Raw genomic sequence first — 12,698 nt, forward strand, 5'->3', positions numbered from 1 at the left:
AACATTAACCGATCTCCCTATGTTAATTTAAGGCTGCTGGCCTTATTTTAACTTTAACGTAACTAATTCTGCGGATGTTATCCAAAATTAATGCAAAAGATTACTCCCCCAGGTAGTAGATATACGCAAAATGGGCGGTGGTAAATACGCAAAATTTAGCCTTCACAGGGATGCAGGCCCGGTGCTGCCTTACCATTATATCATCGGCAGCTGCACCGGCTAATTACCTGTCGGCCGGGTTCTTTTTGCGCTGCAACAGCATTCCGGTCATTTTAGCCAGCCGCTGCTGCCGGGTCTTTTCCTGCTTTGCGGTAAGTATCCACAGTACATACTCCTTTTTATGCGAATAGGATAAGGATTGCAGATAATCCAGCGCCGCCGGATGCGGCTGCAGGGCAGCAATAACATCAGGCGGCAGCGTAACCTGCCGGGCGGCGGTATCAATATATCCGGCGTAAGGCGTTGCCGGCAGTTCGGCATTACAGGTAGCCGAAACCTTAACCTGCGACGACGGCTTAAAGCGCAGGGCCGTCCAGGTGGCATCAATAGCCGCGGCGGCCACACTGGTTAGGCCGTACTGTTCCGCTTCTTGCCATTCGCCGGTCATGGCCAGGTCTGTAGGTATCTTTGCACTTTTTTTGGGGTAGATCACCCACAGTACGGAGGTATCACTTAACACAGGCTGAACGCGCTGTAAGGCTGCCTTTAACTCTTCGCGGTTTTTTACAAACACCTGTACGCCATCCGCTTTATTGCCGGGGGTAAAATGCAGGTTCAGGCCACCGGGCAACGGTTCCAGCAATGCGGGGTACCCTTCGGGCGCGTTATACAGCAGCCAGTTCTGGCCGGGTTTCATCTGCAGTTTTTTGGCGAGGGCGTTCATGGCTTAAACTTAATAAAAAAATTACGGTAGATACCCCTGTTATCTGTTCACCACATAAAGGCCCTGCAATACAACAGCCCTGGGCGGGCTGCACCAAAACAAAACGGCAGCCTGCAGCCTTGTACAAGAAATATTACTGCAATCATGAAAAACACATTAAAAGCAACAGCAGCCCTTTTGGCGCTGGCCGGATCAATGGCTGCCTGCAAAGGCGGCGCTTCGGGCGAAAAGACGGACTCCACCATGGTAAATAAACAGGTGATGGACTCTACCGCTACCATGAACAGCAAGGCCGGTACCATGGCCGCCGATTCCAATTCGGCCGCTAAGCGCGATAGCAACAGTACCGATTCTGCAAAACGCAAATAGCTAACATCATCAACAAGGCAAGGGGAACGGTAACCATTCCTTTTGCTTTATTATTTGCAGCATCCACTTTTTTTACTGGTAACTGCCATCCAAAGCCGCTTCTACCTGAAGTAAAGCCTTAATTAAAGCGCCTGTGCCAGTTGTAAATGCCTTTTGGCGCCTTTAGGCCGGCTGAGCCACCAGGCCAGCGCCAGGTTAGGCACCCAGCACAACCAGGCTGCCATGCGGTAAGCCGTTACAAACTCTACATGCCCAACGGCAAGCAGCAGCGGCAGCCACAGGCGCAGCGTAACGGCTGCAAAGGTAAGGCTGTAATTCAAAATCATCCAGCGGCGTTGCGCCTCTGCCTGTTTGTGGCGCGTCATCATGTAAGCTGCCGAGGCGGTAAACAGCCACAACAGCGCCAGCGCTGAAAATCCGTAAGCACATACCAAGCCGCCTGTGGCAAAAAAAGCGACGTACAACCCGGTAATACTGCTGGCGGCTACGGCTATTAAATAAATTTGACCTAAAATGCGGTGACTATTGATCTGGCGTTTGCGGCGTTTGGCGTTAAGCTGCGGCCAGCCGGTAAGCAAAGCCAGGCCGCCGGTAAAAATATGGATGTAGAACATCGTATTCCATACGGTATCATTCAGCAGGGCTTTGGGTTTTGATTGCAATAAGCCGGCAGTGTGCATATCTGTAAACACATATAGCAGCGGATATAAGCCTATAGCTATGGCCAGCACTATGGCGGCATTGCGGATAAACAGATTAGCTTTCATCACCTGTGTGCATTTGATTTAACACAAAAGTACTTCTGCTATGGCTGCGTTAGTACACCAAAGCGGTGAACGCCCCGGTTTTGGCGGTAAAAGCAGGAGATAATCGGTTAATTGCTGCCATACGCGGTACTTACAAAACCAAAAGGGTGCCTGCAAGCAGGCACCCTTTTGGTTTTGTAAAGATTAAAATCTGTTACTTGGCCGCACGCAGCATTTTGGCATGCATTATAGTTCCGCTGTAATCAATATCTACGCCAATGGAATCAGTATAATACTTGCCTTTATTAGGCACATCCGTACCATTGAGGCTTACATTGAAAGAAAAATCATTGCCGCTGATTTTGCCATCGGTAATCGGGGCTGTGCCTACCGGGGTTTCTACCGTTCCGGTCAGCTTTGCACCTTCGGCTTTCAGGTTGTAGGTAAGCCCGTAATTACCACCATCCGGGGCGGATACGCTACCAGTCCATTTGCCGGTTAAATCGGCTACCGCGGCAATAGCTACACCCAGGCTGCTGATGAACAGCAAAGCGAATAAGAGTCTTTTTTTCATAATTTTTAATATTAGCAGTTTAATGGTTAGACAGGGTTACATCATTATATGTTACAGCTAATATACATTATTTATAAGTTGCACCACAATAAAAACAATACAGAATACCTGATGCTTCATTTAAGGTATGAGTACCCTATTAACTACCCAAACCGCCCTGCTGATAATGGATTACCAGCAAGGCATTGCCGACCAACTGCCCGGCATTGATGAACTGGCCGCCAAAGTAAACCAGGCAACCGCCGCCGCACGCCAGGCAGGTATAAAAGTAATTTTTGCCAAAGTAGGCTTTCAGGAAGGTTATCCCGAAATCGGCCCCAATACCATGCCCTTTTTTCAGCAGGTAAAGGAGAAGCAGATGCTGAGCGGCGAGCAAAGCCGCCTGATACCGCAGATACAGGTGCAACCCGGCGACACCATTATTGACAAGAAACGCTACGGCGCCTTCGCCGGCAGTAATTTGAGCCTGGTTTTACAATCGCATGGTATACAAAACCTGGTGCTGGCCGGTGTGCGCACCGCCGGCGTGGTATTGTCTACCCTGCGCTTTGCAGCGGATGCCGACTACCGGGTTACCGTACTTAGCGACTGCTGCGCCGACCCGGAACCCGAACTGCACCAGGTGCTGATGGAAAAGGTGTTTCCGATGCAGGCGGAGGTGCAAGGCAGCGGCGATTGGATACAAAGCGTAGCCTGAGTAACCACCCCCATTAACCGGCCTTGCCTGATTGATTACGTAAGGCCGGTGCTTTACTGATCCGATAGGCGGTACAACTATTTTGCCCATCATCCTCCCCAGTACCAAACAGGCTACATATTTTACCATATCGGCTACACCTTAATTATAGGGTTTCAAAAACTTTGTAATCAGTAAATATCAAAAACTATGGAAAACAGAATTGAAGGCAAAGTAGTAGCCATTACAGGGGCAAGCAGCGGTATTGGGAAAGCCACAGCAGAACTGCTGGCTGCCAAAGGTGCAAAGGTGGTTTTGGCAGCACGCAGAGCAGAGAAACTTGAATTGATTGCAGATGCCATTAAAAAGACCGGCGGCGAAGCGGTTTGCACGGAAGCGGATGTAACGCGCCGCGATGAGGTGCAGGCACTCGTAAACCTGGCGGTTACAACTTTTGGCAAAATAGATGTGATGATCAACAATGCGGGTATCGCCCAGTTACACCGCATGGAAGACCTGGATGTGGAGGGTTGGGAGCAGATGATAGACGTTAACCTTAAAGGTACGCTATACGGGATGGCCGCAGCACTGCCTGAATTTAAAAAGCAGGGATACGGGCACATCATCAACATCATATCCACAGCCGGAATTGCCATTGTTCCAACCATGGGTGTGTACGCAGGCACCAAAAATGCAATCCGCACCATCAGCGAAGCATTACGCCAGGAATCTGAGGGGCGCTGGCGGGTAACCGGTATTTCGCCGGGCAATGTTAAAACAGAGTTTGTGAGCCATATCAAAAATGAGGCGCTCAGAAAAACCAGCCAGGAAAAATCCGACCAGATCGCCATTCCTGCGGATGCGATAGCCGATGCCATCGCCTACGCTATCAGCCAGCCAGATAATGTTGATATTGGCGATATTGTGATCCGCCCGGCAGTGCAAAGTTAGTTGATACCCTTACCTGATGAACTACGCAAAACCATGAAACCGGCCCCAGCAGCACCGTTGCGGTTCAACAGCATCTCCAGCCTTCAGCACCGGATGGGGATGCCTGCGCCTTTACATCCACTGATTACCGTTGCTGATTACGACAGTACACCCATCGATCTTGTTGATGCCGGCAGTTGGTATATGCTGGACTTTTATAAGATTACCCTGAAAAGGAATTTTACCGGGAGCATTAAATACGGGCCGGGCACCTACGATTTTAAAGAAGGCGGCATGGCCTTTCTGGCACCTGATCAGCGGGTACAGAAATCGGGCAACCTGAATGATTACCAGGGATACGTACTCTACTTTCATCCGGATCTGTTACAGGGTTACCCGCTGGCACAAACTATCCGGCACTATGGATTTTTCTCTTATTCGGTTTCGGAAGCTTTGTTCCTGTCTGACAAGGAGAAAAATACCATGACGATGCTCTTTCAGGCCATTGTTGCCGAACTTGACCATAACATTGACCAGTACAGCAATGATGTGCTGGTTTCGCAGTTGGAGTTGCTGTTGAACCACAGCAACCGTTTTTACAACAGGCAGTTCATCACCCGGAAAAACCATTACCATAACCTGATTGACCGGATGAATTTGTGGTTAACAAATCAGTTTGATCATTCAGATACGGTGATCAGCGGCTTGCCTTCGCCGCAGGATGTGGCAGCCTACCTGAATGTTTCGCAACGCTATCTTTCTGATATGCTTAAAACACTTACCGGCAAAACCACACAGCAGCACATCCACCTTGTGCTTATCGAAAAAGCGAAAGACCTGCTGAGCCAAAACCAGTTAACAACTGCCGAAATTGCCTACAAGCTGGGCTTTGAGCATCCGCAATCTTTTAATAAGCTATTTAAGCAAAAAACCAATTCATCGCCTGCGCTGTACCGTAAAAATCCGAATCCGAACTGAGCCATAAAAGCTGTTTAAAAATAATCCTATTTAAGTGTTTGGCATTGCGAGGAAGCCCAACCCTCCCCGGTAGGGAGGGCTACAAAATAAGCAAATCGAAAGTCTCCCCTACCGGGGGGAGATTCAGAGGGGGCCGATACTTCGTACCTCGCAATCACAAGTAATATATTTACTCGTTTTAAACAGCTTCTTACAATCAAGATGAAGAACCGGCCGGACTAACTTACTAATTGTGTATAGGTTTAAATGTATAAATTAAGCCGGCGTACCAATTCAAACTGACATCGTACCTGTTTCTATCCTGCCAAATAATTGTATTTTTGCCGTTTCTATATCAACAGGCAAAAAACTCATGAGTCAGCGTATAAAAATTAAGGCAATTTTAGCAAGCACACCTACCGATACCCGGGTAACCGTAAAAGGCTGGGTGCGCACCTTCAGGAACAACCAGTTTATTGCTTTAAACGATGGCTCTACCAACCAGAACCTGCAGGTAGTGGTTGATTTTGAGAACACCGACCCCGAACTGTTAAAGCGCATTACCACCGGCGCAGCCATCAGTGCTACCGGTATGCTGATTGCCTCTTTGGGTAAAGGCCAAAGTGTGGAGGTGAAGGCAACCGAAATTGAAGTTTTAGGCGACAGCGACCCGGAAAAGTATCCGCTGCAACCCAAAAAACACAGTTTGGAGTTTTTGCGCGAGATTGCACATTTGCGTTTTCGCACCCAAACCTTTGGGGCTATATTCCGGGTACGCAACAGCCTGGCCTTTGCCGTGCACCAGTTTTTTCAGGAGCGGGGCTTTGTATACCTGCATACGCCGGTCATCACCGCATCAGATGCCGAAGGTGCCGGTGAAGCCTTTAAGGTAACCAACTTTGACCTGGCCAATCCGCCAAAAACCGAGACCGGCGAGATTGATTACAAGCAGGATTTTTTCGGCAAAGCCACTAACCTTACCGTATCCGGCCAGTTAGAGGGCGAATTGGGTGCGATGGCGCTGAGTGATATTTATACCTTCGGCCCTACCTTCCGTGCCGAAAACTCCAACACTACCCGCCATTTGGCGGAGTTCTGGATGATTGAGCCGGAAATGGCTTTTTATGACCTGGATGATAACATGGATCTGGCTGAGGCCCTGTTAAAATACACCATTAATTACGCTTTAGAGAAAAATGCGGATGACCTGGCCTTTTTAAGCCAGCGTTTGCAGGAGGAGGAAAAAAGCAAGCCGCAGCAAGAGCGCTCGGACATGAGCCTGCTGGATAAACTGCAATTTTGTTTAAGTAATGATTTTGAGCGCCTTACCTATACACAGGCGATTGACATATTAAAGGATTCTACCCCGAACAAGAAAAAGAAGTTTCAGTACCCGATTGAAGGCTGGGGCGCCGATCTGCAATCGGAACATGAGCGTTACCTGGTGGAGAAGCATTTTAAAAAGCCGGTCATCCTCACCGATTATCCGAAGCAGATTAAAGCCTTTTACATGCGCCAGAACGAACTGGATGCCCAAGGGCACGAAACGGTAAGGGCGATGGATATTCTGTTCCCCGGCATTGGCGAAATTGTGGGCGGCTCGCAGCGCGAGGAGCGCTTAGATAAATTGGAGCAGCGCATGGATGAAATGGGCATCCCGAAGGAAGACCTGTGGTGGTACCTGGATACCCGCCGTTTTGGGGCCTGCCCTCATGCGGGCTTTGGTTTGGGCTTTGAGCGTTTGGTGCTGTTTGTAACCGGCATGGGCAACATCAGGGATGTGATACCTTTTCCGCGTTTTCCTAAAAACGCTGAGTTTTAAAACACAAAAAGCCTTTCCTCACCGGGGAGGCTTTTTTATTGGACAGATATTTAATGGTAAGCGCTTAAAAAGTTTGCAGGTAACCATTCTATATCTATATTTAACTAATTATTTAGTTTGATATATGCTTAAGTATCTGCTCCTTGTTCTGCTCTTGCCGCTTACCTGCCTGGGGCAAATTACGCTTAGCGGCAAAATAATTAATTCCAAAAGCAAATCGCCCGTTGCTGATGTAAGCATCTATGTAAATAACACCACCTTAGGCACCAAAACCAATACCGAAGGGCGTTTTTCTTTAACGCTGAACAAGCCGGGGCAATACGAGATCATCGTTTCAGCCATAGGCTTTGAACGTTATACCGGAACTTTCAGGGTTAGCCAAAGCAGTGAACTGGCGGCCATTGCCCTGCAGGAAAAGATAACCGAACTGGCAGAGGTAACCATTAAACCCAATAACGACTGGGAGCGCAATTACGCCATTTTTAAACGGGATTTTTTGGGATATACCGCAAATGCCGCAGCCTGTAAAATTATAAACCCTGACATTTTAGGTTTCGACTTTGATGCCGCTAACCGTACATTAACCGCTTCTTCATCACAATACCTGGTGGTGGAAAATCAAGCACTGGGCTACCGTATCCATTACCAGCTGGACATTTACAGCAAAGATATGAAAGCCGGTATTACTTATTATGCCGGCCCTGCCCTGTTTGAAGAGATGGCCGGCAAGCCGGCGCAGCTGCGGCGATGGAAGAAGAACCGGCTGGAGGCCTACCAGGGCTCGGGTATGCATTTTTTACGCGCGGTATTGTCTAACCAGCCCGATGCCGAAGGTTTCAGGGTGATGCGGCTGATCAGGCCAAAAAAGGACGCTACCTCAACCCTGAAAGCCGCACAAACGCTGGTTTCAACGCCTTTAACCACGGATGCTTATATAAAGCGCACTGATCAGACAGGGCTGTTCGCGCTTACCTTTAAGGATTGCCTTTATATTGTGTACACCAAAAAGCATGACTACAACAATACCCTTAAGGTAGATGCACAGCAAAAGGATGCCAATCATCCTACCAATATCATTACCATTACTGCTGATTATGCCCTGTTTGACAGCAACGGCATCATCATAAATCCCGACAAGGTGCTCTATGAAGGCGGCTGGGGCGCAGGCGGCGTATCGGTGCTGCTGCCGGTTAATTATGAGCCTGTACCATAGGCTACAAAGCGAAGGCTGCAATTAAGTGCTGTTTTCTTGTTTAGAGATTCATGCCCTGTCATTTCGACCGCAGGGAGAAATGGCAGGGCATTTAATCACCAAGCTATCCTGCCCGTCATTGCGAGGTACGAAGCAATCCCTCTGCACTTAGCTGAGACCAGATGCAGAGAGATTGCTTCGTACCTCGCAATGACGCGGTGGTAGATGCCTGATGACTAACAGCCGAAGATTTCTTCCTGCGGTAGAAATCACAGAAGATTATGCCTGCTACCGTTTTTTTAAACGCTTTATTTTATCAGGGCGCCGAATCTATCAGCACCACTTTAACCACCGTGTTGCCGGGATTGGTAATCTGGGCAGTACTATTATAGGCTTGCGCCGTAATGGCGATGCTTCCGATGGCATGTTCATAGCTATAGGAAATTCCGTTATACACCTCGGGCAACTGCTCGTAGTGCGCTCCATTGTCGTAAGACAGGTACACCAATATACCGCCATTGGTGTTCAGGTAGCTGTCAATTTCAGCAACATCTAAAATCGTAGTCCAGTTACGGCCACCATCAGTAGTCTTCCAGCTTGTCGAAGTAGTAGTAAAAGGGATGGTTTTTGTATTGTTATTCTCTACATACTCTTTTTTTACGCATGAAGTGGCGGCTACCATCAGCAACAGGCAGCAGCAGGCAATAGATAAAATTCTTTTCATAATACAGTTATGTTTATTTATACAGATGTATAGATGTGCAAAAAGGTGTCACGGTTTAATCAGCATTTTACAAAAAAATTAACCTCAATAAAAAAGGCGGCCTGTTTTACAGGCCGCCTTGTACTTTATCAGTGAGTTGCTTACTTGGCTTCTTCTTCCTCAGGTGCTTTGTCTTCACCTTCGCGCTTTTTGGCGGTAACCTTCATTTCGTTGGCTTCTTTATCGAAATCCACTTCCATAACGTCGCCTTCGGCCAGTTCGCCCTTCAGTATTTCCTCCGCAATCGGGTCTTCCAGGTATTTCTGAATGGCACGCTTGAGCGGGCGGGCGCCAAAGTTCTGGTCGTAACCGCGCTCGGCAATTACCTCCTTGGCATTTTCGGTCAGCTCGATGGTGTAACCCAGTGAGTTGATGCGGCCGAACAGCGACTGCAGCTCGATATCGATAATCTTAAAGATGTCCTCTTTGCTTAAAGAGTTAAACACTATTACATCATCCACGCGGTTTAAAAACTCAGGTGCAAAGGCGCGTTTCAACGCGTTTTCAATCACTCCCCTGGAGTGTGCGTCAGCCTGGTTCAGTTTGGCAGCCGTGTTGAAACCCACACCCTGGCCAAAATCCTTCAACTGGCGTGCGCCAATGTTAGAGGTCATGATGATGATGGTATTCCTGAAATCCACCTTGCGGCCTAAGGAGTCGGTCAGCTGGCCTTCATCCAATACCTGCAACAGAATATTGAACACATCCGGGTGCGCTTTCTCGATCTCATCCAGTAACACCACAGCGTATGGCTTGCGGCGTACCTTTTCGGTTAACTGTCCGCCTTCTTCGTAACCTACGTAACCCGGAGGCGCACCCACCAGGCGCGACACGGCAAATTTTTCCATGTACTCGCTCATGTCAATCTGGATCAGTGAATCCTCAGTATCGAACATAAAGCGGGCCAGCTCTTTGGCTAATTCGGTTTTACCAACACCGGTAGGGCCTAAGAAAATAAAGGAACCTATCGGTTTCTTCGGGTCTTTTAACCCCGCACGGGTACGCTGAATAGCTTTCGCTAACTTCTTCACCGCATCATCCTGGCCGATAATCTTATCCTTAATCTTATCGCCCATGTTCAGCAGCTTCTGGCTGTCGGCCTGGCCTACCTTCTGCACCGGGATGCCGGTCATCATGGCTACTACTTCGGCCACGTTATCTTCGCTTACGGTATAACGCTTGGCTTTGGTTTCGGCTTCCCAGCTGGTTTTAGCCTGCTCCAGTTCTTCCAGCAAATGCTTTTCGGTATCGCGCAGTTTTGCCGCTTCCTCGTATTTCTGGCTGCGTACCACGCGGTTCTTCTCTACCTTTATCTGCTCAATCTTCTGCTCAATATCCAGTATCTCCTGCGGTACATGAATATTGGTTAAATGCACACGCGAGCCTGATTCGTCCAGTGCATCAATGGCCTTATCCGGCAAAAAGCGGTCGGTAATGTAACGTGCCGTTAAATTCACACAGGCCTTTATCGCTTCATCGGTATAAGTTACACCGTGGTGCTCCTCATACTTATCCTTGATGCGGGTTAAAATCTCGATGGTTTCATCAATTGATGCCGGCTCTACCATTACCTTCTGGAAACGGCGGTCTAAAGCGCCGTCCTTTTCAATGTACTGACGGTACTCGTCTAACGTAGTGGCACCAATGCATTGTATCTCTCCTCGGGCTAAGGCCGGTTTAAACATATTGGAGGCATCCAATGACCCTGAAGCGCCACCGGCGCCCACAATGGTATGGATCTCATCAATGAACAGGATCACATCCGGAGATTTTTCCAGCTCGTTCATCACGGCCTTCATGCGCTCCTCAAACTGACCGCGGTACTTGGTACCGGCTACCAGCGAGGCTAAATCTAAAGTAACCACCCGTTTGTTGAACAATACGCGCGATACCTTGCGTTGCACAATGCGCAGCGCCAAACCTTCGGCAATGGCCGATTTACCTACACCCGGCTCACCGATCAGGATCGGGTTGTTCTTTTTACGGCGCGACAGGATTTGCGATACACGCTCGATCTCCTTCTCGCGGCCCACAATCGGGTCCAGTTTGCCATCCTCGGCAGCTTTGGTCAAATCGCGGCCAAAGTTGTCCAGCACCGGGGTTTTTGATTTAATGTCAGACACCTTTTTAGGCTGGCTGAAAGAATCGTCCTCCTTGTAATCGTCCTCTCCTCCGGTGGATGAACCCGGCATCTCGTCGGTAATGTTGTTCTTATGCGATTCTACTTCGTTCTTAAACACATCGTAATTCACATTGAACTGCATCAGCAACTGGGAAGCGATGTTGTCCTCATCGCGTAAAATCGACAGCAGCAAATGCTCAGTGCCGATAATATCGCTTTTAAATATCTTGGCCTCCAGGTAAGTAATCTTCAATACCTTTTCGGCCTGCTTGGTCAGCGGTATGCTGCCAATATGTACGTTGGTGCCGCTGGTGCCCTTTACGGCATCCTCTACTGCGCGGCGCAGTTTGGCGGTATCCACATTCAAGCCTTTTAATAACTTAATTGCTATACCATCGCCATCACGGATGAGCCCCAGCAGCAGGTGCTCCGTACCAATATAGTCATGCCCGAGGCGCAAGGCCTCTTCCCTGCTGTAGGAAATGACATCTTTAACACGTGGCGAAAACTTAGCTTCCATAAATACCTTTCAAATATATAGGTGAATATCTGCCCGCCGGTAGCCGGCTTGCAAACGATAATATACTGTTAACAACAATACTGCCAATATGGGTTGATTTAAGGCGCAGTTACCGTAATTATTTCGCAATCTATTAAACATTGCCATAAATCAAATCAACCGCCCTAAAATAATTAGTTAACGTTGATTTTACCGGTATACGTATCTGGTATACTGATGTTTGATGGTATATATTTTAAATAGTTTAAATTTTAACCTTATAGCAATTCGCCCTTCTGCTATTCTTACAGGTGGCATCCGCCACTGCTGCCATAGCGTCAGTAAATGTTTAATGTGCTTTAGCTGAAACTTAATAGTTAACACACAGGTTTTGTATGGATAACTTAACAAACGATGAGATTTCAAAACAAGATATGCCTGGTGAGCGGCGGAACGTCGGGAATAGGCCGTGCCGCTGCCGAGCAGTTTGGCCGCGAAGGCGGAACTGTAATAGTAGTGGGCCGCAAGCCCGATGAAGGCGCCGAAGTAGTAAAGGCCATACAAGCGGCCGGTAGCGAAGCCTTGTTCTTACAAACCGATATTGGCGACCCGGCGCAAATTGAACAGTGCGTTAACACCGTAGTGGAAAAATACGGCCGGATAGACGTTATTGTTAACGATGCCGCCATGATGACCTTTACCCCTATTGTTGACCTGAGCATTGAGGACTGGGATAAAGTGATGCAGGTAAACCTGCGCTCCATGTTCCTGTTCTGTAAATATGCCTTGCCGCACATGAAGGGCGGGGCGTTTGTTAACCTCAGTTCGGTACATGCGCATGAAACTACCCCTAATGTATTGCCCTATGCCGCTACTAAGGGTGCCATAGAAGCCTTTACCCGAGGGCTTTGCCTGGAGTATCCTTCCACACAGGCCCGCTTTAACTGCGTGGCGCCCGGTGCGGTAGATACCCCTATGCTGTGGGATAACCCCAATGTAAAGGATGGCAAGGAAAAGATACAGGGCGCCATCGGCAAGCCTGAAAACCTGGCCGCCGCTATCTGCTTTCTGGCTTCTGATGAGGCGGCCTACATTAACGGTACTACCCTGGTCGTAGACGGTGGCCGCCTGGATATTTTGTAGGGCGCAGGTTATTTAAATTGAT

12 protein-coding genes are annotated in these 12,698 nt (G+C 48.5%); 7 read left to right on the forward strand and 5 right to left on the reverse strand.

Annotated features, from left to right (window positions below):
- Positions 1 to 223 precede the first annotated feature (223 nt).
- Positions 224 to 883 (reverse strand): YdeI/OmpD-associated family protein, encoded by a 660-nt coding sequence (locus ACY652_RS02765; protein WP_462266414.1) that lies wholly within the window; start codon positions 881 to 883, stop codon positions 224 to 226.
- 144 nt (positions 884 to 1,027) lie between these two features.
- Here ACY652_RS02765 and ACY652_RS02770 point away from each other — a divergent pair, with 144 nt between their 5' ends.
- Complete coding sequence (locus ACY652_RS02770) at positions 1,028 to 1,252, forward strand: hypothetical protein (RefSeq protein ID WP_462266415.1); 225 nt, start codon at positions 1,028 to 1,030, stop codon at positions 1,250 to 1,252.
- A gap of 122 nt (positions 1,253 to 1,374) precedes the next feature.
- Here ACY652_RS02770 and ACY652_RS02775 read toward each other — a convergent pair whose 3' ends face one another.
- Positions 1,375 to 2,019 carry a DUF2306 domain-containing protein gene (locus ACY652_RS02775; RefSeq protein ID WP_462266416.1) on the reverse strand — a complete coding sequence of 215 codons (645 nt, stop codon included), beginning with the start codon at positions 2,017 to 2,019 and terminating at the stop codon, positions 1,375 to 1,377.
- 193 nt (positions 2,020 to 2,212) lie between these two features.
- A complete protein-coding gene (locus tag ACY652_RS02780) occupies positions 2,213 to 2,572 on the reverse strand; it encodes a hypothetical protein (protein WP_462266417.1) in 360 nt (119 codons plus the stop codon).
- Between the two features lie 127 nt (positions 2,573 to 2,699).
- On the opposite strand from ACY652_RS02780, the gene ACY652_RS02785 reads away from it, so the two are divergent.
- The 5 genes from ACY652_RS02785 (at position 2,700) to ACY652_RS02805 (ending at position 8,170) form a co-directional block, all read left to right on the forward strand.
- The gene (locus ACY652_RS02785) at positions 2,700 to 3,269 is read left to right on the forward strand and encodes a cysteine hydrolase family protein (protein WP_462266418.1); all 570 of its coding nucleotides are present in this window, start codon (positions 2,700 to 2,702) and stop codon (positions 3,267 to 3,269) included.
- Positions 3,270 to 3,458: 189 nt separating this feature from the next.
- On the forward strand, positions 3,459 to 4,199 hold the full coding sequence (locus ACY652_RS02790; protein WP_462266419.1) for an SDR family oxidoreductase: 741 nt from the start codon (positions 3,459 to 3,461) through the stop codon (positions 4,197 to 4,199).
- Positions 4,200 to 4,232: 33 nt separating this feature from the next.
- A complete protein-coding gene (locus ACY652_RS02795) occupies positions 4,233 to 5,156 on the forward strand; it encodes an AraC family transcriptional regulator (protein ID WP_462266420.1) in 924 nt (307 codons plus the stop codon).
- Positions 5,157 to 5,508: 352 nt separating this feature from the next.
- Complete coding sequence (gene asnS, locus ACY652_RS02800; RefSeq protein WP_462266421.1) at positions 5,509 to 6,957, forward strand: asparagine--tRNA ligase; 1,449 nt, start codon at positions 5,509 to 5,511, stop codon at positions 6,955 to 6,957.
- A 124-nt stretch (positions 6,958 to 7,081) separates the two neighbouring features.
- The gene (locus ACY652_RS02805) at positions 7,082 to 8,170 is read left to right on the forward strand and encodes a carboxypeptidase-like regulatory domain-containing protein (RefSeq protein WP_462266422.1); all 1,089 of its coding nucleotides are present in this window, start codon (positions 7,082 to 7,084) and stop codon (positions 8,168 to 8,170) included.
- A gap of 295 nt (positions 8,171 to 8,465) precedes the next feature.
- Here ACY652_RS02805 and ACY652_RS02810 read toward each other — a convergent pair whose 3' ends face one another.
- On the reverse strand, positions 8,466 to 8,873 hold the full coding sequence (locus ACY652_RS02810) for a hypothetical protein (RefSeq protein WP_462266423.1): 408 nt from the start codon (positions 8,871 to 8,873) through the stop codon (positions 8,466 to 8,468).
- Positions 8,874 to 9,013: 140 nt separating this feature from the next.
- On the reverse strand, positions 9,014 to 11,554 hold the full coding sequence (locus tag ACY652_RS02815) for an ATP-dependent Clp protease ATP-binding subunit (protein ID WP_462266424.1): 2,541 nt from the start codon (positions 11,552 to 11,554) through the stop codon (positions 9,014 to 9,016).
- 393 nt (positions 11,555 to 11,947) lie between these two features.
- Here ACY652_RS02815 and ACY652_RS02820 point away from each other — a divergent pair, with 393 nt between their 5' ends.
- On the forward strand, positions 11,948 to 12,676 hold the full coding sequence (locus ACY652_RS02820; RefSeq protein WP_462266425.1) for an SDR family NAD(P)-dependent oxidoreductase: 729 nt from the start codon (positions 11,948 to 11,950) through the stop codon (positions 12,674 to 12,676).
- The last annotated feature ends 22 nt before the right edge of the window (positions 12,677 to 12,698 follow it).

The organism is Mucilaginibacter sp., assembly GCF_965200995.1.
Taxonomy (GTDB): Bacteria; Bacteroidota; Bacteroidia; order Sphingobacteriales; family Sphingobacteriaceae; genus Mucilaginibacter.

Excerpts from the sequence above, each read along its gene's own strand:
- ACY652_RS02765 (WP_462266414.1), bottom strand. The coding sequence starts at position 883 with ATGAACGCCCTCGCCAAAAAACTGCAGATGAAACCCGGCCAGAACTGG.
- ACY652_RS02770 (WP_462266415.1), top strand. The coding sequence starts at position 1,028 with ATGAAAAACACATTAAAAGCAACAGCAGCCCTTTTGGCGCTGGCCGGA.
- ACY652_RS02775 (WP_462266416.1), bottom strand. The coding sequence starts at position 2,019 with ATGAAAGCTAATCTGTTTATCCGCAATGCCGCCATAGTGCTGGCCATA.
- ACY652_RS02780 (WP_462266417.1), bottom strand. The coding sequence starts at position 2,572 with ATGAAAAAAAGACTCTTATTCGCTTTGCTGTTCATCAGCAGCCTGGGT.
- ACY652_RS02785 (WP_462266418.1), top strand. The coding sequence starts at position 2,700 with ATGAGTACCCTATTAACTACCCAAACCGCCCTGCTGATAATGGATTAC.
- ACY652_RS02790 (WP_462266419.1), top strand. The coding sequence starts at position 3,459 with ATGGAAAACAGAATTGAAGGCAAAGTAGTAGCCATTACAGGGGCAAGC.
- ACY652_RS02795 (WP_462266420.1), top strand. The coding sequence starts at position 4,233 with ATGAAACCGGCCCCAGCAGCACCGTTGCGGTTCAACAGCATCTCCAGC.
- asnS (WP_462266421.1), top strand. The coding sequence starts at position 5,509 with ATGAGTCAGCGTATAAAAATTAAGGCAATTTTAGCAAGCACACCTACC.
- ACY652_RS02805 (WP_462266422.1), top strand. The coding sequence starts at position 7,082 with ATGCTTAAGTATCTGCTCCTTGTTCTGCTCTTGCCGCTTACCTGCCTG.
- ACY652_RS02810 (WP_462266423.1), bottom strand. The coding sequence starts at position 8,873 with ATGAAAAGAATTTTATCTATTGCCTGCTGCTGCCTGTTGCTGATGGTA.
- ACY652_RS02815 (WP_462266424.1), bottom strand. The coding sequence starts at position 11,554 with ATGGAAGCTAAGTTTTCGCCACGTGTTAAAGATGTCATTTCCTACAGC.
- ACY652_RS02820 (WP_462266425.1), top strand. The coding sequence starts at position 11,948 with ATGAGATTTCAAAACAAGATATGCCTGGTGAGCGGCGGAACGTCGGGA.